This is a genomic window from Streptacidiphilus sp. PB12-B1b, assembly GCF_014084125.1.
Lineage (GTDB): Bacteria > Actinomycetota > Actinomycetes > Streptomycetales > Streptomycetaceae > Streptacidiphilus.
Map to the genome: position 1 here is coordinate 3795751 of NZ_CP048405.1, position 20432 is coordinate 3816182.

The window sequence follows — 20432 nt, forward strand, 5'->3', positions numbered from 1 at the left end:
CCGCACCGGAAGAATATCGCGGGGTATTGACTGGCGTCAGACGAGCGACATACTTGGCTCACTCCCTGCCGACCTGAACGAGGTGCCGCCCATGGAGCTGTCCCCCTCCGCGCATGTCGACACGTTCTGCCGTGAGCTGCTGCCGCCGTTCGACCAGTGGCCGGAACTCCTCTTCGACCTCCCCGAACTGGTCTATCCGGACCGGCTGAACTGCGCCAGGGCACTGCTGGACGACGCCGTCGACCGCTTCGGCCCCGACCGCCGGTGCCTGGTCACCCGGGCCGGGGAGTGGAGCTACGGCCAGCTCCAGCACCGCGCCAACCAGGTCGCCCAGGTGCTCACCGAGGACCTGGGGCTGGTGCCCGGCAACCGGGTGCTGCTGCGGAGCCCCAACACGCCCTGGCTGGTGGCCTGTTGGCTGGGCTTGCTGAAGGCCGGCGGGGTCGCGGTCACCACCATGCCGCTGCTGAGGGCGCCCGAGCTGGCCGCCCTGCACGGGATCTGCTCACCGGTGGTCGCGCTGTGCGACCACCGCCACCAGGAGGACCTCGCCGCCGCCGGGGCGCCGGGCCTGCGCATCGTCACCGTCGGCGGCCCCGGCCCGGACGACCTGCTGGCCCGCTGCGCGGCCAAGGACGGCAGCTTCACCGCCGTCGAGACGGCCGCCGACGACGTGGCGCTGATCGCCTTCACCTCCGGCACCACCGGCAGACCCAAGGCGACCCTGCACTTCCACCGCGACGTGCTGGCCAATGCCGACACCTTCTCCCGGCACATCCTGCGGCCCCGCCCCGACGACCTGTTCACCGGCACACCGCCGCTGGCGTTCACCTTCGGCCTCGGCGGCCTGGTGGTCTTCCCGCTGCACGCCGGCGCGGCCGTGCTGCTGCTGGAGCAGGTGACGCCCGAGCAGCTGGCGGAGGCGGTCGAGGCGCACGCGGTGACCGTGCTGTTCACCGCCCCCACCGCCTACCGGGCGATCATGGCGTCCGGCCTGGCCGACCGGCTGGCCGGGGTGCGCCGCTGCGTCTCCGCGGGGGAGGCCCTGCCCGCTGCCGTCTGGGAGTCCTTCCACCGGGCCACCGGGCTGCGCCTGATCGACGGCATAGGCGCCACCGAGATGCTGCACGTCTTCATCTCCGCCGCCGACGACGACATCCGGCCGGGCGCCACCGGCCGCCCGGTCCCCGGCTACCGGGCGGCCGTGCTCGGCCCGGACGGGACGCCGGTGCCGGACGGTCGCCCAGGGCTGCTCGCGGTCAAGGGCCCCACCGGCTGCCGCTACCTGGCCGACGAACGGCAGACCAGCTACGTCCGTGACGGCTGGAACGTCACCGGCGACACCTACATCCGGGACGCCGAGGGCTACTTCTGGTACCAGGCCCGCAGCGACGACATGATCGTCTCCTCCGGCTACAACATCGCCGGGCCCGAGGTCGAGCAGGCCCTGCTCGCCCACCCCGACGTGCTGGACTGCGGCGTCGTCGGCGCGCCGGACGAGCGGCGCGGGAGGGTCGTCAAGGCGTACGTGGTGCTGCGGCCCGGGATCGCCGCGGACGCGGCCACCGCCACGGCGCTCCAGGACTTCGTCAAGCAGGCCATCGCCCCTACAAGTACCCGCGCGAGGTCGAGTTCGTGGCCGCGCTGCCGCGCAACTCCAGCGGCAAGCTCCAGCGCGCCGAACTGCGCCGCCGGGCCGAGACCGTTGACTGACGACACCGCCCCGCCGCCCGACCGGCGCAGCCGCCGAACCGATGCCGCCGAACCGAAAGGCGCCCCGCCCATGGACAGCCCGCAGTCGCCTGCCTCCCTCCCCAGCGTGCTGGTCGAACGCCGTGTCGAGTGGTCGGACACGGACGCGGCCGGCCACTACCACTTCTCCGCCGTCCTGCGCTGGGCCGAGGCCGCCGAGGCGGTGCTGCTGCGCAGGCTCGGCCTGGCCGAGCTGTTCGGCAGCATCCCCCGGGTGCACTTCGAGGCCGACTACCGCGAACGGCTCTGGTTCGGGGATCCCGTCCGGATCACGCTGCGGGTCGACAAGGTCGGCACCTCCTCGCTGCACTACGCCTTCGAGGTGGCAGGCCCGGCGGGCACCGCCGCCGTCGGGCGGATGTCGGTCGTCCACTCGGCGGCCACGGCCTCCGGCCCGACGCCCTGGCCCGCGCAGATGCGCGCACGGCTCGCCGAGGCCGGCCCGCAGCCCGCGGAGACCTATGCGGACGGCGCAGTGTCGTGAATCCTTGACGACCGAAAAATCCACGCGATACTTTGCCTTGAGGCCCCTGGAGGACGCCGTGCGCATCGCAGTCATCGGAGGAGGGCCGGGCGGGCTGTACTTCGCAGCCCTGGCCAAGCAGCTCTCGCCGCAGTGGGAGATCACCGTATGGGAGCGCAACGCCCGGGACGAGAGCCTCGGATTCGGCGTGGTGTTCTCCGACGAGACCCTGGACGGCATCGCCCAGGCCGATCCCGAGGTCTTCGCCGCCATGTCGGCCGACTTCGCCCGCTGGAGCGACATCGACGTCTGCTACGACGGCAAGGTCTGCACCTCCGGCGGGCACGGCTTCGCCGCGCTGGACCGCAACCGGCTGCGGCAGATCCTCCAGCAGCGCTGCGCCCGCCTGGGCGTGGACGTCCGCTACGGCACCCCCGCCCCACCGGTCGGCCAACTCTCGGCCGAACACGACCTGGTGGTGGCCGCCGACGGGGTCCGCTCGGCCGCCCGTGACGCCTACGCCGACACCTTCCGCCCCGACCTGGACGAGCGGCACGGCCGGTACATGTGGCTGTCCACCGACCGCGTCTTCGAAGCCTTCACCTTCATCGTCGAGGAGCGGGACTTCGGCGTCCTGCAAGTGCACGCCTACCCCTTCGACGACCGGCGCTCCACCTTCATCGTGGAGATCGAGGAGGACGCCTGGCACCGCGCGGGCTTCGCCGCCCTCGCCGGACGCGAACTCGGCCGCGGCGAGAGCGACCAGGAGAGCGTCCGGCTGTGCGAACAGCTGCTGGCCGACCACCTCGACGGCCACCGGCTGATCCCCAACGCCTCCCGGTGGATCCGCTTCACCACCGTGCGCAACGCCTGCTGGCGCCACGGCAATGTGGTGCTGCTCGGCGACGCCGCCCACACCGCGCACTTCTCCATCGGCTCGGGCACCAAGCTCGCCATGGAGGACGCCCTGGCCCTGGCCGCGAGCCTGCACGAGCACCCCACCGTGGAGCGGGCGGCCGCCGCCTACGAGGCGGAACGCAGGCCGGTGGTCGAGTCCGCCCAGCGCGCCGCCCAGGCCAGCCTGGAGTGGTTCGAGAACATCGCCCGCTACACCGGCCAGCAGCCCGACCAGTTCACCTTCAACCTGCTCACCCGCAGCCGCCGGGTCACCTACGGCAACCTGCGGGAGCGCGATCCGGCCTTCGTCGCCGCCGCCGACGCCTGGTTCGCCGACAGCGGAGACGACTGCGGCGACGACCAGCGTGACCATGAACCCGGCGGCGTCCCGCCGATGTTCCGGCCGCTGACCCTGGGCGGCCTGCGGCTGCGCAACCGGGTGGTGGTGCCGCCGCTGGCGACCTACACCGCCGACGCCGACGCCGTACCAGGAGCCTTCGAACGCGCCCAGCTCACCGCGCAGGCGCTCGGCGGCGCGGGCCTGGTCATCGCCGGTATGGCCGCCGTCAGCGCCGAGGGCCGGGCCACCGCCCACTGCCCCGGCCTCTACACCGACACCCAGGAGAGCGCCTGGCGGGAGATCACCGGCGCGGTCCGCGCACTCACCGACACCCCCCTGGGCATCCAGCTCACCCACGCCGGACGCCGCGCCTCCACCGCCGTCCCCGGCCCGGACGGCATCGGCCGGTCCCTCGGCGCGGACGGCTGGCCCACCGTCGCCGCCTCCCCGCTGCCCTGGGACGCGGCCGGACCCGCCCCGCGCGAGGCCACCCACGCCGACCTGCGCGCCGCCGCGACCGACTTCGCCGACGCGGCCGCCCGCGCCGCCCGGGCCGGATTCGCGGTACTGGAGCTGCAGTTCGGCCACGGCCACCTGGTCTCCGGCTTCCTCTCGCCGCTGACCAACCACCGCACCGACCGCTACGGCGGCCCCCTGGCCCACCGGCTGCGGTTCCCGCTGGAGGTGCTGGCGGCGGTCCGCGACGCCTGGCCGGCCGAGCGCCCGCTGCTGGTGCGGATCTCCGCCACCGACTGGGCCGACGGCGGCACCACCGGGGCCGAGGCGGTCGAGATCGTCCGCGCGCTGGCCGCCGCGGGCGCGGACGCGGTGGACGTCTCCACCGGCGAGGTGGTGCCCCACCAGCGGCCGCAGTACGGCCGCAGCTACCAGACCCCCTACGCCGACCTGATTCGCAACGCCACCGGCGTGCCCACCCTGGCCGTCGGCGCCATCTCCGGCTACGACGACGTCAACTCGCTCCTGCTGGCCGGGCGGGCCGACCTGGTCGCGGTCGGCCGCGCCCAGCTGTACGACCCGCTGTGGACCCTGCACGCCGCCGCCGACCAGGGCTACACCGGCCCCGGCGCCCGCTGGCCGCAGCCCTGGCAGCCCGGCAGCCGCAAACCGCCCGGCCCCGGCGCCGACCGCGTCCCACCCCGACTGCACCTGCTGCGCCGGGCCGAGGCGCCGGTCCACCGCCGCTGGCTGCCCCACCGCCCGACGGCGCGCCCCTGACCGGAGAACCCCGACCAGAAGCCCGGACGAGAAAGCCCCGACCAGAAGCCCAGACCGACCGCCGCCGGAGGAACCGATGCACCTGCCCCGCTTCACCGCCGCCGCCGTCCAGGCGTCCCCGGTCTACCTGGACCCGGCCGCGACCACCGCCAAGGCCGTCGCGCTGATCGGCGAGGCCGCCGGGAGAGGCGCCTCCCTGATCGTCTTCCCCGAGGTCTTCCTGCCCGGATACCCCTACTGGAACTGGACGATGAACCCGGTCCAGGGCTCGCCCTGGTTCGAACGCCTCTACCTGGCCTCGGTCGACCTGGACGGCCCCGAGGTGGACGCGTTGCGCGCAGCCGCCCGCAGCCACGGTGTGGTCCTGGTGATCGGGGTCAACGAGCGCGGCGCCAACAGCCTCGGCGTCCTCTACAACACCCTGCTGACCATCGGGGCCGAGGGCGAACTGCTGGGCGTGCACCGCAAACTGGTGCCGACCTGGGCCGAGAAGCTCACCTGGACCGGCGGCGACGGCAGCTCGCTGACCGTGCACCGCACCCCCGTCGGCCCGCTCGGCGTCCTCGCCTGCGGCGAGAACACCAACACCCTGGCCCGGTTCACCCTGCTGGCACAGGGCGAACTGGTGCACGCCGCAAGCTACATCGCGCTGCCGGTGGCGCCCGAGGACTACGACATGGCCGACGCTATCGCCGTCCGCACCGCCGCCCACAGCTTCGAGGGCAAGGTCTTCTCCGTCGTCGCCTGCTCCACCATCTCCCCGGAGATCGTGGACGCCATCGCCGGGGACGACCCGGACGTCCGCAAGCTGCTGGGCCGCCCGCGCAGCGCCCTCTCCGGCGTCTTCGGCCCCGACGGCCGCCCGGTCACCGAACCGCTGATCGACGACGACGGCATCGTCTACGCCGAGATCGACCTGAGGAAGTGCATCCAGCCCAAGCAGATGCACGACATCGTCGGCCACTACAACCGCTTCGACGTCTTCCGGCTGCACGTGGACAACCGCCCGCTCAGCCCGCTGACGTTCACCGACCCCCGGCCGGCCTCCGCCCCGGCCCCCGCGCCCACCGCCACCCAGGAGGAATCGTGACCGCGCAGGACGACACCGCGCTGGGCCGCGCCCGCGTCAGCGACACCCCGGAACTCACCGCCTACTACCGCGAACTGGCCGCCCTGGACGCCGGGGCGCTGTGGACCGTCGCCAACGAGATCGAGCCCTGGTACCCGCAGCCCAGGTCCGTGCCGGTGCTCTGGCGCTACGACGAGCTGCGCCCGCTGGTCCACAAGGCGCTGCCGCTGGTCAAGGCCGACGACGCCGGACGGCGCGTGGTGATGCTGGTCAACCCCGGCCGCCGGGACGTCAGCGCCGCCGTCGGGCTGCTCTACACCGGGCTGCAGATCATGGGCCCCGGCGAGGCCATGACCGCCCACCGGCACCAGGCCGCCGCGCTGCGCTTCGTGCACGAGGGCGTCGGCGCCTGGACAGTGGTGGACGGCCAGAAGCTCGAGGTGGGCCCGCGCGACTTCGCCATCACCCCCAACGGCACCTGGCACGAGCACGGCAACGAATCCGCCGACGCCCCCGTCGTCTGGCAGGACGGCCTGGACATCCCCCTGGTCAACGCCCTGGACGCGGGCTTCTACGAAGTGCACCCGGACCTCTACCAGACCCCCGGCACGGTGGTGAACTCCTCGCTGCTGGCCTACAGCGGCAACCTGCTGCCGTACGGCGTGGAGAAGTGGACCAGGCCCTACTCGCCGCTGCTCGGCTACCCCTGGGAGCCCACCTACCAGGCCCTGCTCGACCTGGCCCTGACCGGCCCGGGATCGCCCTACGACGGTGTGATCATGGAGTACACCAACCCGGTCACCGGCGGCCCGGTGATGCCCACCATGGGCGCCCACATGCAGCTGCTGCGCCCGGGCCAGGCCACCCGCGCCCACCGGCACACCGGCTCGGTGGTCTACACGGCCGCCAAGGGCCGGGGCTTCTCGGTGATCGCCGGGCAGCGGTTCGACTGGCGGCAGGGGGACATCTTCTGCGTCCCCTCCTGGGCCTGGCACGAGCACGCCAACCTGGACCAGGGCGAGGACGCCTGCCTGTTCTCGTTCAACGACTTCCCGGTGATGCGCTCGCTGGCCTTCCACCGCGAAGAGGCCTACCCCGACCACGACGGCCACCAGCCGGTCCTGACGGACCAGCAGTAGCCGGCGGGCCCCATCCACGGCAGCAGACCCAAGGAGAGACACCCATGCGACTGGTCACCTACGCCGTCGACGGCACCCCCGACCGCCTCGGCGCCCTGGACGGCGACCGCGTGCTCGACCTCGCCGCGCTGGCCGAGGCCGCCGGCGCCGACCTGCCCGGCGACCTGCTCGGACTGGTCCGGGCCGGCGACCCGGCCCTGGACACCGCACGCTCGCTGCTGGCCGCCGACCCGGCCGCCCGCCCGGCGCACGCCGCGCACCGGCTGGAGCAGGTGGTTCTGCGCGCCCCGCTGCGGCCCGGCAAGATCGTCGGCGTCGGCCTCAACTACGTGGAGCACGTGGAGGAGTCCAGCCGCAGCCTGGACACCGCCAAGGACCTGCCCGAGCGCCCGGTGCTGTTCTCCAAGCCCGGCACCGCCGTGATCGGCCCCGGCCAGCCCGTCCGGCACAACGCCGACCTCACCGTCCAGCTGGACTGGGAGTGCGAACTGGCGGTGGTCATCGGCCGCACCGCCTTCCGGGTCGACGAGCAGGACGCCTGGCGGCACATCGTCGGCTACACCGTCACCAACGACATCAGCGCCCGCGACCAGCGCCGCTCCGGCCAGTGGTTCTTCTCCAAGGGCCAGGACTCCTACGCCCCGCTCGGCCCCTGCCTGGTCACCGCCGACGAGATCCCCGACCCGCACGCGCTGGACCTCTCGCTGCGGGTCAACGGCGAGACCAAGCAAAAGTCCAACACCCGTCACATGCTCTTCCGCATCCCGCGCCTGATCGCCGACATCACCTCCGGGATGACCCTGGAGCCGGGCGACGTCATCGCCACCGGCTCGCCCTCCGGGGTGGGCGCCGGGATGGTCCCGCCGCAGTTCCTGTTCCCCGGCGACCTGGTCGAGGCCACCATCGAGGCCATCGGCACGCTGGCCAACCCGGTGATCGACGCCCGCTGACCGCCCGCCCCGCCGCCCCGACGAGGAGTCCCATGCCCCCGCGCACCTACCGGATCGGACAGATCGTCCCGAGTTCCAACGTCACCATGGAAACCGAGGTCCCCGCCATCCTGCGCGCCCGCGAGAGGGTCGCGCCGGAGCGCTTCACCTTCCACTCCAGCCGGATGCGGATGACCCGGGTCACCCCCGAGCAGCTCAGGGCCATGGACGCCGACTCGGACCGCTGCGCCGTCGAGCTCTCCGACGCCCGGGTCGACGTCCTCGGCTACGCCTGCCTGGTGGCCCTCATGAGCGCCGGACCGGGCTACCACCGGCAGGCCCAGCAGCGGCTGCACACCCGCACCGTGGACAACGGCGCCCCGGCCCCGGTGGTGACCAGCGCCGGGGCCCTGGTCGAGGGGCTGCGCACGCTCGGCGCCCGGCGGATCGCGCTGATCGCCCCGTACCTGCGGCCGCTGACCCGCACCGTCGTCGACTACCTGACCCACGAGGGCATCGAGGTGGTCGACTACCGCGCCCTGGAGATCCCGGACAACCTGGAGGTGGCCGCGCACGACCCGGGCCGACTGCCCGGTCTGGCCAAGGGCCTGGACCACGCCGACGCGGACGCCGTCGTCCTGTCCGCCTGCGTGCAGATGCCCTCGCTGTCCGCCGTCGAGGAGGCCGAACAGCTGCTCGGCAAGCCGGTGGTGTCCGCCGCGGTGTGCACCGTCCACCAAATACTTCGGGCCCTGGAGCTGCCGGCCTTCGCCCCGGGCGCGGGCCGCCTGCTCTCCGGCGCCTACGCCGAGGGCCCGGCCGGGCCCGGGTCGGCGGCCGCCCGGGGCTGAGCCGGGCCCCGAAGGGCGGGCCGGACCGCTCGGTATGATCATCGCGGTACTCGGAGGAAAGGCGACCATGTCGGAGACCGCGGCCCGGCCCAGCGCCCTGATCAACACGATCTACGGCGAGTTCGTCCGCCGCCTCGGCGGCTGGATCTCCATCGCCGACCTGATCGCGCTGATGGCCGAACTGGACGTCGACGGCCCGGCCGTGCGCTCGGCGATCTCCCGGCTGAAGAAGAGCGAGGCGCTGGTCCAGGAGCGCCGCACCGGCATCGGCTACCTGCTCGGCCCGAGCATGGGCCCGGTCTTCGACGAGGGCGACCGCAGGATCTTCGGGCACCGGGAGCCGGCCCGGGTCGAGGACGGCTGGGTCATCGCCGTCTTCTCGGTGCCCGAGTCCGAGCGGGCCCACCGGCACCAACTGCGCTCCCGGCTCACCTGGCTGGGCTTCGGCACCGTCTCGCCCGGCGTCTGGCTGGCCCCCGCCCGGCTGCTGCCGGACACCGAGCGGATGCTGCGGCGGGTCGGGCTGAGCGAGTACGTCCACCTGTTCACCGCCCACTACGCCGCCTTCGCCGACCCGCGCGGCGCGGTCAGCGACTGGTGGGACTTCCAGGCGATCGAGGCGCAGTACGCCGCCTTCACCGACGCCTGGGGGCCGGTCGCCGAGAAGCTGCACCGACAGCCCGCCGCCGAACCGGTGCAGGCGTTCCGCGCGTACGTGCCAATGCTCACCCAGTGGCGCCGGCTGCCCTACCTCGACCCGGGGCTGCCCACCGAACTGCTGCCCCCCGACTGGAACGCCGCCTGGGCCCGGCGGGTCTTCGGCGACCTGCACGACCTGCTGGCCGAGCCCAGCCTGCGCCATGTCGCCGACCTCACCGGCCTGGCCCCGGCCGCGCAGGCAGAGCGCTGAGCACCGCGCCGACCGGCCGTGGTGGGGCTAGGATCGGCGGGGAGAGATGACGCGCCCGAGCTGCGGAGGGCAGATGCACCAGGGACCGGCCCGGCCAGCGGGCGCGCGGCAGCGGCAGCCCGGCACCGTCGGCACCGCGGGCGGTCACCGGTGAGCGGGGCCGAGGACGTCCAGATCATCTCCGTGTGCGAGAACTGCGGGGAGCGGGTGGTGGACGGCCCGCAGGGCGGCTACTGCTGCTCGCGCTGCGGCCACTCGGTGGATCCGCCGGACGTGGTCCGCGCCCGTCGGCAGGCGGACTGGGACCGCCGCCGGGCCGCCCGCGAGGGCTCCTGGCCGGAGCTGCGCCGGCTGATCCGCAGACCCTCCCGGTAGCCCCCGGCCGGACCGGCCGGACCGTCAGCAACCCACCGAGGGAGACCGGGTATGACCGGGATGAACGTCGGATTCGTCGGGCTCGGCGCCATGGGCAGTGCGATGGCGGGCACCCTGCTCCGGGCCGGGCACAGCGTGCAGGTGTGGAACCGCTCGCCCGGGCCGGTCCGGGCGCTGGAGGCGCAGGGCGCCCGGCCCGCCGCCGACCTGGACGCCGTCTTCGGCAACGACGTCGTGCTGTCCATGCTGGCCGACGACGCGACGGTGGAGTCGCTGCTGCTGCGGCCGGAGCTGCTGGCCGGGGCTGCCGCCGCGGTCCACGTCAACATGGCCACGGTCTCGCTCGACCTGGCCCGGCGCGCGGCGGAGCTGCACGCCCGGCACGGCGTCGGCTACCTCTCCGCGCCGGTCCTGGGCCGCAGCGAGGTCGCCGAGGCCGGAAAGCTGAACATCCTGGCGGCGGGGGAGCCGGCGCTGATCGACCGGGTGCAGCCGCTGTTCGACGCCATGGGGCAGCGCACCTGGCGGCTGGGGGACGAGCCGCACCGGGCCAACACGGTCAAGATCGCCGGGAACTACCTGATCGCCTGCGCCATCGAGTCGCTCGCCGAGGCGTGCGCCCTGGCCGAGGCGTCCGGCGCGGACCCCGCGGAGCTGGTCGAGGTGATGGCCTCGACGCTGTTCCCCGGCCCGGTCTACTCCGGCTACGGCGCGATGGTGGCCGAGCGCCGCTACGAGCCCGCCGGGTTCCGGCTGGCCCTGGGCCTCAAGGACGTCAACCTGGCCCTGACCACCGGCGCGGAGCGGAACGTCCCGCTGCCGTTCGGCGGCGTGCTGCGGGACGCCTTCCTGGACGCCCTGGCCCACGGCGACGCGGACCGGGACTGGTCGGCCGTGGCCGAGGCGGCCCGGCGGCGCGCGGGCCTGCCCGGCTGAACAGTGCTTTTCCGGCCGGGGTCGGTGGCCTGATAACGACCAGGACACGATCGCATCCAGATCATGAAAGAGCCGTGTGCGAGTAGTGCCATCTTCAACTACCTTGATGCCCCGCACAGTTGGGACACCGGGGGAAGCAATGGGCGACAGCCGGAGCATGGCCGTACTCGTTCTGGACGGATCCAGCACCGTGGAGGTGCTGCTGGCCGGGGACCTCGACCTGGACGCCGAGACGGTGCTCGACCCGGTCATCGCCGACATCCTCCGCGATCCGCAGGTCCGCCGGATCGTCCTGGACGCCGCGATGACCACCTTCTGCGACTCCAGCGGGCTCAGCGCGCTGATCCGCGCCCAGCGCCACGCCGCCCGCTGCGGCGTGCGGCTCCGGCTCACCCACCCGAGCCAGCGGCTGCGCCGGGTGCTGACCGCCACCGGCCTGCTGCAACCGCTGCTGCACCCCGGGGCCGAGCAGGATCACAGCCGCTGACCGGCCAATCCACGGCCGCGCCGGGTCCGAAGGGACTTCAGGAGCTGTACGCGCGGGAGTTCGGAGGAAGCAGTGGGGCTGTGGCGCTTGGTCGTCCGTCTGCATGGGCGTGTCACCGGACAGGCGGCCGCGACCGGGCCGCACATGCTCACCGGCGCCTTCGCCCTGCACGCGCTGACCCGCGCGGAGCGGGCCCGGCTGCGCCGCCACCTGGCCGCCTGCCGCGCCTGCGCCCAGGAGGTCGGCGAGTTCGCCGAGACGGCCGCCCGGCTGGGGGTCGCGGCGGCCCTCCCCGCCCCGCCGGAGCTGCGGCGGCAGGTGCTGGCGCGGATCGCCACCGCCCCCAGGAGCAGCGCCGCCGCTAGACCAGCCGCCCCGCCCCGGCCGGGCCGGCGTACCTCCGTACGGGTGAACCTGGCGGCCCGCGTGCACCCGCCGCGAGGCTGTGACCTGGGCTGACCGTTCCGGCGCCGGAAGTGCGGCGTTGTCCGGGCGGCTCCCTGGGGAACCGTTTCTCCCTGGGCTGCTGACACAGCGGCAGCCGTCGTACCGGTGGGCGAGTTCGGTTCGGGAGACGCATGTGACAGCCGATCAGGCGGGCCTGTACGCCCTTCCGGCCCGACCGGCCGCCACCCCCGCCCCGGCGCACCTCGCCGCCCGGGCGACCGACCCGCAGACCGACCCGCAGACCGACCCGGCGACCGGCCCGGCGCCGCGCGTCCGCGCCGCCGGGACCGGGCGGGAGCCGGGGCTGGACGGCGTCCGGGCGCTGGCGGTGGCGGCCGTCCTGGTGTTCCACGTCCACGCCGGATGGCTGTCCGGCGGCTTCCTCGGCGTGGACGTCTTCTTCGTCCTCAGCGGCTACCTGATCACCTCGCTGCTCACCGCCGAACGGGCCGGGCACGGCCGGATCCGGCTGCGGCGGTTCTGGGGCCGCCGGGCCCGCCGACTGCTGCCGGAACTGCTGCTGGTGCTGCTGGTCACCGCCGCCGCCACCGCCGCGCTCGGCCGGGACGCCGCCGCCGGGCTGCGCGGCAGCGAGCTGGCCGCCCTGGGCTTCTACTCCAACTGGTGGCAGATCCGGCAGCAGACCGGCTACTTCGCCCAGTTCGGCCCGCTGCCGCTGCTCCAGCACCTGTGGTCGCTGGGCATCGAGGAGCAGTTCTACCTGCTGTGGCCGCCGGTGCTGGCCGCCCTGTCGCTGTTGAACCGCCGCCGGGCCGCCGCCGTCGCCGCCGCACTGGCCGTCGCCTCCTTCACCGCCATGGCCGCCGGATCACTGGCCGGGGCGGACACCACCCGGCTGTACTTCGGCAGCGACACCCACGCCGGGCCGCTGCTGCTCGGCTCCGCCGCAGGGCTGCTGCTGCCGCCGGAGCGCGTCCGCGCGCTGGGACGCCGGGCACGGACGGCCCTGGGCGCCGCCGGCCTCGCCGCTCTGGTCGTCCTCGGGCTGCTGGCCGTCCAGTTGGACGGCGCCGGGTCCACCGCCTACCGGGGCGGGATCGCCGCCGCCGCGCTCGCCGCCGCAGCGCTGTGCCCGGCCTCGGTGGCGGCCGGGCCGCTGCGCTGGCTGCTCGCCGTCCGGGCCCTGGTCTGGACCGGCCGCCGCTCGTACGGCATCTACCTGTGGCACTGGCCGCTGATCGCGGCGCTCGGCTACACCGGCCTGGGCACCGGCCCCGCCGTCGACGTGCTGGAGTTCGCCCTGCCGGTGGCGCTGGCGGCGGGGAGCTTCCGGCTGTTGCAGCAGCCGGTCACCCGCTGGGGCTGGCGGGTCGCCCTGGCCCGGTCCCGGGCCGGCTGGCGGCGGCAGTGCCGCCGGTTCCCGCGCAGCCTGCACGTGGCCGCCACCGCGTCCGCGCTGATCCCGATCCTGGCCGTGCACGCGCTGGTGGCGGCCCCGCAGACGACCGCGCTCCAGGCCCAGTTGCAGGCCGGGCGCCGTGCGGCCACCGAGGCCGCGGTCACCGCCGCCGCCCCCGCTGCCGCACCCGCCGCCGGGGCGCGCCCGGGGGCCACGGGCGCCCCCGACGCCCGGCAGGAGGCCCAGGAGCCGGTCCAGGGCTCGTCCGTCACCGCCGTCGGCGACTCGGTGATGCTGGCCGCGGCCCCCGCGCTGGAGCAGGCGCTGCCCGGCATCGACATCCACGCCCTGGTCGGCCGCCAGATGAGCGAGGCGCCGGCGGTGCTGGAGCAGCTCCTGGCCGAGGGACGGCTGCGCTCCACCGTGGTGGTGGGCCTGGGCACCAACGGCGACGTGGACCCGGCCACGCTGCGCCGCCTCGCCGAGCTGGCGGGCCCGCAGCGCACCCTGGCGCTGGTGGACGTGCACGCCCCCCGGGTCTGGGAGGACGAGGTCAACACCGCCCTGACCGGGTACGTCCGGCAGCACCCGGGCACGGTCCTGGTCCCCTGGAGCGCGGCTGCCGCCGCCCACCCGCGGCTGCTGTACGCCGACCACATCCATCCCCGGCCCGAGGGCGGCCCGCTGTACGCCGACACCCTGGTCGCCGCCCTGGACCGGCAGCGGCCGGGCGCGGCCCCGCGCTGAGCGGTCGTCCGCCCGGCGCGGGGCCCGGCCCGGCTCAGGTCAGGCAGGCCCGCCTCAGGTCAGGCCCGGCTCAGGTCAGGCCCGGCTCAGGACGGGTTCCGGGGGCTGGTCCCCGGCCGGGACGTGACGGCGAAGGCGGCGGTCGTCGGGCGCGGGCGGGACGCGCCCAGCTCGGCCAGTCGGCGCGCCGCCTCGGGGTGGCGGCGGCGCCAGTACGGGTTGTCCGCGGGCAGGCCGCCGCTGACGCGTCCGTACATGCCGAAGGTCAGGATGATCAGCCCCATCAGGAAGCTGAACAGGACATTGGGCATCCGGAAGCCCAGCACATTGGCCGAGCGCTCCAGCAGCCCGAGGTTGACGAAGCCGCTGAGGATGAACAGCGTGCCCACCGCCATGTTGATGGCCGAGGCGATGTTGCCGCCGATGACCGCGCCGACGATCAGCACCAGCCCGAACACCACCGAGATCAGGCTGAGCGCCCCGTTGCTGGACAGTCCGGCGATGCGGGTGCCGTTGGTGCCGAAGAAGCTGAGCTGCTGGGCGAAGCCCAGGGCTCCGAAGCACAGCAGGGCCAGGCCGCTCAGCCCCGCGCCGTAGCGGTAGACCGTGGCGAGCCTGTGGTCCACAGGCAGGTCGTTGCGCAGATCCATGGTTGACCTCCGAAGTGCGGTGGCGGTCCGGTCGGCTCGCCACCCTCCCAGCGGACGTCCGGAGCACGGGCCCCGCAAGTTGCGGCGTTCGTGCACCGTTTTCCCCGCCGGACCCGCCCGGCCGGGGGTGCCGTCACCGGCCGTCGGCGGCCCGCAGCACCCGGCCGAGGCGGCGGACCGCCTCCTCCAGGCTGGTCAGCCGCTCCACCCGGGCGGGCAGCGCCACGCCCTGCCAGCCGGGCCCGGCCGCCGCCACCGCCGCGCCGGAGCGCGCCCCGCTGGGGCCCCAGCCGGTGGCGGCCAGGGCGCGCAGGGCCCCGGTGTCGGCGGTGCCCCGGCTCTGGCTCCACAGCACCACGGCGGCGGCCCCGGTCCGGCCGCAGGCCGAGACCAGGGCCTCGGTGGGCACCGCCGCCCCGAGCATCCTGGTCCGCAGCCCCTCGCAGGCCAGGGCGGTGTCCAGGGCCTCCAGCGGCAGGGTGTGCAGCTCGGCCGAGGTCCCGGCCAGCAGCGCCACCGCGTGGGCCGGGCCTCCGGCCGCCGGGGTGCGGGCGGCGGCCGACGGCAGGAAGCGGTGCAGGCAGTGGCTGATGGTGCAGGAGAGCAGGTGCTCGACCTCGACATAGCGGCCGTTGGAGCCGGCCCACTTGCGTCCCACCGCGCGCAGCACCGGGGCCGCGAGCGCGTCCCAGGTCTGCACCACCCCGGACGCCGCCAGGCTCTCGTCCAGGATGGCCTCCATGGCCTCGCGGTCCATCCGCACGGTGGCCCGGGCCAGCCCCTGGCAGGCGGCCCCGGCGCGCCCCAGCGCCAGGGTGTTGCCGCCACCGGCCCGGGCCGGCTCCGCAGCGGCCGGGCCGACCGCGCCGGGCGCGGGGAAGTCCGGGACGGGGGAGCCCGGTGCGGGGGAGTTCGGCGGCGCGGCGGTGTCGCGCGCGGCCAGCCGGGCGGCCTCGGCCGGGGGGATGCCCTGGGCGGTCAGCCGGCACATGTGCTCCAGCCGGGCCAGGTCCTGCGGGCGGTAGCGGCGGTGACTGCCGGGGGCGCGCTCGGCGCCGGTCAGCGCCAGCCCGTAGCGCCGCTCCCAGCTGCGCACGGTGGCCGGGGCCACGCCCAGGCGGCGGGCGACGGCGCCGGTGGTCAGCACCGCGTCCGCGTCGGCCGGACCGGCCGGGTCGTTGTGACGCATGGCCATGGCCTCGCTTTCCACGCCTCCATCACCGCACGCGGCGGGCCCCCGGTGCAAGTGCGCGCGCCGGGCGGCTGCTCGCGGGAGCGGCACCGGCTGGGCATGATGGACCGCAGACCACCCCCTGCGGAAGGCGAGCCCCTGATGTCCGACCCGGCGTCCGACAAGACCGTCCTGATCACCGGCACCTCCAGCGGCATCGGGCTGGAGACGGCCCTGGCCGCCGCTGCCGACGGCTGGCGGGTGCTGGCCACCCTGCGCGACCCGGCCAGGGCCGGGCGGCTGCGCGAGGCGGCACAGGCCGCCGGGGTGGACGGGCGGATCGAGATCCGGCAGCTGGACGTGACCGACGCGGCCTCCGCCGAACGCTGCGTGGCCGAGGCCGTCCGCGATCACGGCTCGCTGGACGCCGTGGTCAACAACGCCGGGGCCGGGCACCTGGGCACGCTGGAGATCGACGGCGTCGAGGCCGCACGCCAGGTGATGGAGGTCAACTTCTTCGGCGTGCTGAACGTCACCCGCGCCGCCCTGCCGCACCTGCGCGCCTCCCGGGGCCGGGTGCTGGCCGTGACCAGCGTCGGCGGCGTGGTCGGGCAGCCCTTCAACGAGGCGTACTGCGCGGCCAAGTTCGCGGTCGAGGGCTACCTGGAGTCGCTGGCGCCGCTGGCGGCCACCGTCGGCGTGGGCGTCACCATCGTCGAGCCGGCGGCGGTGGCCAGCGAGTTCGTCGCCAACGTGGGCGCCCCCGAGGCGCTGGCCGCCCTCGCCGACCGGCAGGGCCCGTACGCGCCCGCGCTCAAGGCATACCTGGCGCGCACCGCGGGGGCCTTCGCCAACGCCCAGTCCTCGGCGGACGCGGCGCGGGCGGTGCTGGCCGCGCTGACCGCCGAGCGGCCCGCGCTGCGGGTGCAGACCTCGGACGCGGCGCGGAGCTTCGTCGCGCCCAAGCTGGCCGACCTGGACGGCTCGGCGATCCTCGGCATGACCAGCGCCTGGGTGGGCTGACCGGCGCGCGGGCGGCGGGCGCGCGGTCGGCGGGCGGACCGGCCGCTACCAGGTCCGGTGGCGGCGGATCCGGTTCAGCACCCCGGTCCGCTCGCCCTCGTCCGCCGGGCCCTGCGACGCCTCGACCATCCGCTTGGTGCCCGGCAGGTCGGTGACCGCGCCGCTGAGCCCCAGCGCCTGGGCCAGTGCCAGCTCCTGCGGGGTGTTGACGGTCCACGCCATCACCTCGACGTCCGCGCGCCGGCAGTCCTCGACCGTGTCCAGGCAGAGCTTGCCCAGCTCCAGGCTGACCAGCCGGGAGCCGACCGCGCGGGCCCGGTCCACCAGGTCCCGCCCGGTACGGCCGGCCACCAGCACCGTCCGGGCCTCCGGCAGCAGCGCGTGGATCTCCCGCAGCGCGTCGTCGTGGAAGGACAGCACCGACACCTGGTCGAGCAGCTTGCGCTCGCTCAGCACCCCGGCCAGCACCCGGGCGGCCCGGGCGTCCTTGATCTCGGCCTGGATCGGCAGCTCCGCCGAGACCGCCGCCAGCACCTCCTCGAACACCGGCACCCGTTCGCCGCGCCCGGCGTCCAGGGTGCGCAGCTCGTCCAGGGTGAGGTCGCTGATGGCGCCGGTGCCGTCGGTGGTGCGGTCCACCGTGGCGTCGTGCATCACCACCAGCGCCCCGTCCTTGCTGAGGTGCAGGTCCAGCTCGATGCCGTCGAGCCCCTCCTGCTCGGCCCGGACGAAGGAGCGAAGGGTGTTCTCCGGCTCGACGCCCATGACGCCGCGATGGCCCAGCGTGAAGAAACTCAATTCCGCTCCCCGTCGGTGTCCTCCGAATCCCGGCCAGTCTAACGAGCGGACCTCAGAAGGCGATGACGTTGCGGTCCAGCGGCAGCTCCAGGGCGTGCCGGGTCGGCGGCGCGGCCGGGACCACCGGCAGCACCCCGGTGGGCTGCAGCCCGAGGTTGTCGTCCCAGATCCGCGGCCCGACCTGGCCCAGCAGGGTGAAGGCGCGGAACACGTACGGCGGGCTGTCGGTCGGGAAGAACTCCCGGGTGGTCATCACCTGGAAATGCAGGTGCGGGGTGGTGGAGTTGCCGCTGTTGCCGATCCGCGCCAGCATCCGGCCCGGCGTCACCCGGTCGCCCCGGCGGACCTCCAGGCTGCCCGCCTCCAGGTGCGCGTACAGCAGGTAGACGCCGGGGGCGACCTCCAGGGTGATGTGGTTGCCCACGGTGTCCTGGATCGGCGGGATGGCGGGCGGCACCGGCGGGGTGTTGTCGCGCAGCCCGTCCTGGACGTCCACCACCCGGCCGGCGGCGGCCGCCAGCACCGGCTGCCGGAAGCCGAGGTAGCTGGTCAGCTTGCGCGGGTCGCCCTGCCAGGCCTGGTTGCGGCTGCCCAGCCGGAACCAGTCGACGGCGAAGCGCTGCGGCACGTACAGCGCCCCGTTGATCGGGGCCAGGCCCCGGCGGTGGTGGGTGTTGCCGCAGCAGCTCTCGCTGGCGTACCAGGTGCCCGGCTGGACCGGCGGGGCCAGCGCCACCGGCGGGTGCTGGACGACGGCGGTGCGGCCCACGCTCTCCCGCACCGGCGTCGCGCCGCCGTCCGGCGCCAGGACGGCCGTCCGCAGCCGGTGCACCAGCGCCTGCGGCAGCGGCGTGCCCGGCTTCAGCACCAGATCCAGCCAGACCACCCAGGTCGCCGAGGAGGCGAGGACCGGCGCCGCGTCGGGCTGCCGCGGCGAGGCGTCGCCGCCGTCGGCGTCGCTCGGACGGGGCATGCCCACCGGGTTGGACGCCGCCACCAGGGCACGCCCGGTCAGGCTCCACAGCACCCGGCCGGAGCGCGGGTCGGCGACGTCGACCTGGTCCAGCCGCACCCGTGCGGAGAGGGCGTTGGTCAGCAGCAGCTCGTACGAGAGGTGGGTCAGGCCGTCCGACCCCCGGAACGGCGCCGGGGTGGTGATCAGCGCGGCCGTCAGCGGGGTGAAGGCGGTGGTCGGCGGCAGCCGGTCCGGGGCGGCGGCCGAGGACGGTGCCACGCCGAGGGCGGGGAGCAGCAGGCCGCCGAGGGCGGCGGCGACCAGGCGGCGCAGCCGGGACCGGCGGGACGGGGGCAGCGACGGCGGCAGGGTGCCCGCCGACCGGCGGCAGGGCATCGATCCGAGCATGTGGGGCGTCCATTCGAGGGATGACGGCATCTGATGAGCTGTCAGCTCATGTCGCTCCATCGTCGGCCGCACTCCGGCGGGCGGCAGGCCGACTGCGGCATTCGCAGCAACGCGCACCGCCCGGCGCCGCCTCGACGACCGCCCGTCGGCGGTAGCGTTCTGGTCACGCAGAGCAGCCCCGAGGGGTGGAGAGGTGGTTCCATGGCGTCGGCGACGGAGAGCCGCAGCGAGGTCCTGGTGGTGGGGGCCGGTCTGGCCGGGCTCGCCTGCGCGCTCGACCTGGTGCGGGCCGGGCGCTCGGTGCGGCTGCTGGAGGGCTCGGACGCGGTCGGCGGCCGGATGCGCACCGACCTGGTCGAGGGCTTCCTGCTGGACCGGGGCTTCCAGGTGTTCAACACCTCCTACCCGCAGGTGAAGCGCCGGCTCGACCTGGCCGCCCTGGCGCTGCGCCGGTTCACCCCGGGCGTGCTGCTGGACACCGGCCCCACCCGGGTGCGGCTGAGCGATCCCACCCGGCCGCCGTACCGGGTCGCCGACCTGCTGCCCGGACGCTTCGCCTCGGTACGCGACACCGCCGCCCTGGCCGCGCTCGGCGCGCGCGACCTGCTGGCCCCTCCCGCGCTGCTGCGCCGGGGCGCCGACCCGACCACCCGGACCGCGCTGGCCCGGGCCGGGGTGTCGGACGAGCTGGTGGAGCGCTTCTTCCGGCCGTTCCTGGCCGGGGTCTTCCTGGAGGACGGCCTGGAGACCTCCGGGCGCTTCTTCCACCTGGTGTGGCGCAGCATGCTGCGCGGCAGCCTGTGCCTGCCCTCCGACGGCATCCGCGCGGTGCCCGAGCAGCTGGCCGCCTTCCTGCCGCCGGGGGTGCTGCGGCTGCGGGCCGAGGCGGCCGAGCTGGACGGCACCACCGTCCGGCTGCGCGACGGCTCCACGCTGAGCGCCGACGCCGTGGTCGTCGCCACCGGCGCGGCCACCGCGGCGGCGCTGCTGCCCGGCCTGGAGATCCCGGCCGGGCGGGTGGTCACCACCTACTACCACGCGGCCCCGGCCTCGCCGCTGCGCGAGCCCACGCTGCTGGTGGACGGCGCCGGGCCGCTGCTGCACACCTGCGTGCCGACCGAGGTCGCCCCGGCGTACGGCTCCGACGGCCGGGCGCTGGTCTCCAGTTCACGGCTGGGCCGGGACGCCCCGGGCCGCGAGCTGGAGGTCCGGGCGCGCCTGGCCGAGCTGTACCGCACCGACACCGACGGCTGGCAGCACCTGCGCACGTATGTGGTCGAGGACGCGCTGCCGGCCATGCCCGCGCCGCATCCGCTGATCCGCCGCACCCGCCTCGGCGGCGGCCGCTACGTCTGCGGCGACCACCGGGCCACCGGATCGGTCCAGGGCGCGCTGGCCTCCGGCACCCGGGCCGCCCGCGAGGTCCTGGCCGACCTGGCGGCGCCCCGGCGGCCGTCCGCATAGCGCCGTTCAGCCGGTCAGCCGGTCT

17 protein-coding genes and 2 pseudogenes are annotated in these 20432 nt (G+C 75.1%); 15 read left to right on the forward strand and 4 right to left on the reverse strand.

Annotated features, from left to right (window positions below):
- Positions 1-91 precede the first annotated feature (91 nt).
- From GXW83_RS16910 to GXW83_RS16970, 13 genes and pseudogenes are all read left to right on the forward strand, one after another.
- A pseudogene (locus GXW83_RS16910) lies at positions 92-1713 on the forward strand (AMP-binding protein).
- 184 nt (positions 1714-1897) lie between these two features.
- Positions 1898-2236 (forward strand): annotated as a pseudogene (locus GXW83_RS16915) (acyl-CoA thioesterase); the annotation flags it as partial.
- A gap of 58 nt (positions 2237-2294) precedes the next feature.
- Positions 2295-4688, forward strand: a complete 2394-nt coding sequence (locus tag GXW83_RS16920) for an FAD-dependent monooxygenase (RefSeq protein ID WP_182443891.1) — start codon at positions 2295-2297, stop codon at positions 4686-4688.
- A gap of 76 nt (positions 4689-4764) precedes the next feature.
- A complete protein-coding gene (locus GXW83_RS16925; protein WP_182443892.1) occupies positions 4765-5778 on the forward strand; it encodes a carbon-nitrogen hydrolase family protein in 1014 nt (337 codons plus the stop codon).
- The gene (locus GXW83_RS16930) at positions 5775-6896 is read left to right on the forward strand and encodes a cupin domain-containing protein (RefSeq protein WP_182443893.1); all 1122 of its coding nucleotides are present in this window, start codon (positions 5775-5777) and stop codon (positions 6894-6896) included. The genes GXW83_RS16925 and GXW83_RS16930 overlap by 4 nt, the downstream gene beginning before the upstream one ends.
- Positions 6897-6940: 44 nt before the next feature.
- Entirely contained in the window at positions 6941-7846 is a 906-nt protein-coding gene (locus tag GXW83_RS16935; protein ID WP_182443894.1) for a fumarylacetoacetate hydrolase family protein, read from the forward strand.
- A 32-nt stretch (positions 7847-7878) separates the two neighbouring features.
- Positions 7879-8676 carry an Asp/Glu racemase gene (locus GXW83_RS16940; protein WP_304940958.1) on the forward strand — a complete coding sequence of 266 codons (798 nt, stop codon included), beginning with the start codon at positions 7879-7881 and terminating at the stop codon, positions 8674-8676.
- 67 nt (positions 8677-8743) lie between these two features.
- Positions 8744-9586: a PaaX family transcriptional regulator C-terminal domain-containing protein gene (locus GXW83_RS16945; RefSeq protein ID WP_182443895.1), complete on the forward strand. Its 843-nt coding sequence runs from the start codon at positions 8744-8746 to the stop codon at positions 9584-9586.
- 150 nt (positions 9587-9736) lie between these two features.
- Positions 9737-9961 carry a hypothetical protein gene (locus GXW83_RS16950; RefSeq protein ID WP_182443896.1) on the forward strand — a complete coding sequence of 75 codons (225 nt, stop codon included), beginning with the start codon at positions 9737-9739 and terminating at the stop codon, positions 9959-9961.
- A 51-nt stretch (positions 9962-10012) separates the two neighbouring features.
- Positions 10013-10897 (forward strand): NAD(P)-dependent oxidoreductase, encoded by an 885-nt coding sequence (locus GXW83_RS16955; protein ID WP_255431302.1) that lies wholly within the window; start codon positions 10013-10015, stop codon positions 10895-10897.
- Between the two features lie 157 nt (positions 10898-11054).
- Positions 11055-11384: an STAS domain-containing protein gene (locus GXW83_RS16960; RefSeq protein ID WP_182443897.1), complete on the forward strand. Its 330-nt coding sequence runs from the start codon at positions 11055-11057 to the stop codon at positions 11382-11384.
- Between the two features lie 144 nt (positions 11385-11528).
- Positions 11529-11843: a zf-HC2 domain-containing protein gene (locus GXW83_RS16965; protein ID WP_182443898.1), complete on the forward strand. Its 315-nt coding sequence runs from the start codon at positions 11529-11531 to the stop codon at positions 11841-11843.
- A 121-nt stretch (positions 11844-11964) separates the two neighbouring features.
- On the forward strand, positions 11965-13938 hold the full coding sequence (locus GXW83_RS16970; protein WP_182443899.1) for an acyltransferase family protein: 1974 nt from the start codon (positions 11965-11967) through the stop codon (positions 13936-13938).
- Between the two features lie 86 nt (positions 13939-14024).
- On the opposite strand, the gene GXW83_RS16975 is transcribed toward GXW83_RS16970, so the two are convergent.
- The gene (locus tag GXW83_RS16975) at positions 14025-14588 is read right to left on the reverse strand and encodes a DUF4383 domain-containing protein (RefSeq protein WP_182443900.1); all 564 of its coding nucleotides are present in this window, start codon (positions 14586-14588) and stop codon (positions 14025-14027) included.
- Positions 14589-14721: 133 nt separating this feature from the next.
- Complete coding sequence (locus tag GXW83_RS16980; protein WP_182443901.1) at positions 14722-15783, reverse strand: MerR family transcriptional regulator; 1062 nt, start codon at positions 15781-15783, stop codon at positions 14722-14724.
- 138 nt (positions 15784-15921) lie between these two features.
- On the opposite strand from GXW83_RS16980, the gene GXW83_RS16985 reads away from it, so the two are divergent.
- Positions 15922-16782: an SDR family NAD(P)-dependent oxidoreductase gene (locus GXW83_RS16985; protein ID WP_182443902.1), complete on the forward strand. Its 861-nt coding sequence runs from the start codon at positions 15922-15924 to the stop codon at positions 16780-16782.
- A gap of 45 nt (positions 16783-16827) precedes the next feature.
- Here the strand turns inward: GXW83_RS16985 and GXW83_RS16990 are convergent, their stop codons facing one another.
- A complete protein-coding gene (locus GXW83_RS16990) occupies positions 16828-17580 on the reverse strand; it encodes a glycerophosphodiester phosphodiesterase family protein (protein ID WP_182443903.1) in 753 nt (250 codons plus the stop codon).
- Positions 17581-17632: 52 nt separating this feature from the next.
- Complete coding sequence (locus GXW83_RS16995; protein ID WP_225447046.1) at positions 17633-18943, reverse strand: M23 family metallopeptidase; 1311 nt, start codon at positions 18941-18943, stop codon at positions 17633-17635.
- A gap of 201 nt (positions 18944-19144) precedes the next feature.
- Here GXW83_RS16995 and GXW83_RS17000 point away from each other — a divergent pair, with 201 nt between their 5' ends.
- Positions 19145-20407 (forward strand): NAD(P)/FAD-dependent oxidoreductase, encoded by a 1263-nt coding sequence (locus tag GXW83_RS17000; protein WP_182443904.1) that lies wholly within the window; start codon positions 19145-19147, stop codon positions 20405-20407.
- Positions 20408-20432 lie beyond the last annotated feature (25 nt).

Bases quoted from the DNA above. Each gene is read 5' to 3' on its own strand.
- GXW83_RS16940 (WP_304940958.1), top strand. From the start codon at position 7,879: ATGCCCCCGCGCACCTACCGGATCGGACAGATCGTCCCGAGTTCCAAC.
- GXW83_RS16925 (WP_182443892.1), top strand. From the start codon at position 4,765: ATGCACCTGCCCCGCTTCACCGCCGCCGCCGTCCAGGCGTCCCCGGTC.
- GXW83_RS17000 (WP_182443904.1), top strand. From the start codon at position 19,145: ATGGCGTCGGCGACGGAGAGCCGCAGCGAGGTCCTGGTGGTGGGGGCC.
- GXW83_RS16975 (WP_182443900.1), bottom strand. From the start codon at position 14,588: ATGGATCTGCGCAACGACCTGCCTGTGGACCACAGGCTCGCCACGGTC.
- GXW83_RS16995 (WP_225447046.1), bottom strand. From the start codon at position 18,943: ATGCTCGGATCGATGCCCTGCCGCCGGTCGGCGGGCACCCTGCCGCCG.
- GXW83_RS16945 (WP_182443895.1), top strand. From the start codon at position 8,744: ATGTCGGAGACCGCGGCCCGGCCCAGCGCCCTGATCAACACGATCTAC.
- GXW83_RS16980 (WP_182443901.1), bottom strand. From the start codon at position 15,783: ATGGCCATGCGTCACAACGACCCGGCCGGTCCGGCCGACGCGGACGCG.
- GXW83_RS16960 (WP_182443897.1), top strand. From the start codon at position 11,055: ATGGCCGTACTCGTTCTGGACGGATCCAGCACCGTGGAGGTGCTGCTG.
- GXW83_RS16985 (WP_182443902.1), top strand. From the start codon at position 15,922: ATGTCCGACCCGGCGTCCGACAAGACCGTCCTGATCACCGGCACCTCC.
- GXW83_RS16965 (WP_182443898.1), top strand. From the start codon at position 11,529: ATGCTCACCGGCGCCTTCGCCCTGCACGCGCTGACCCGCGCGGAGCGG.
- GXW83_RS16955 (WP_255431302.1), top strand. From the start codon at position 10,013: ATGACCGGGATGAACGTCGGATTCGTCGGGCTCGGCGCCATGGGCAGT.
- GXW83_RS16935 (WP_182443894.1), top strand. From the start codon at position 6,941: ATGCGACTGGTCACCTACGCCGTCGACGGCACCCCCGACCGCCTCGGC.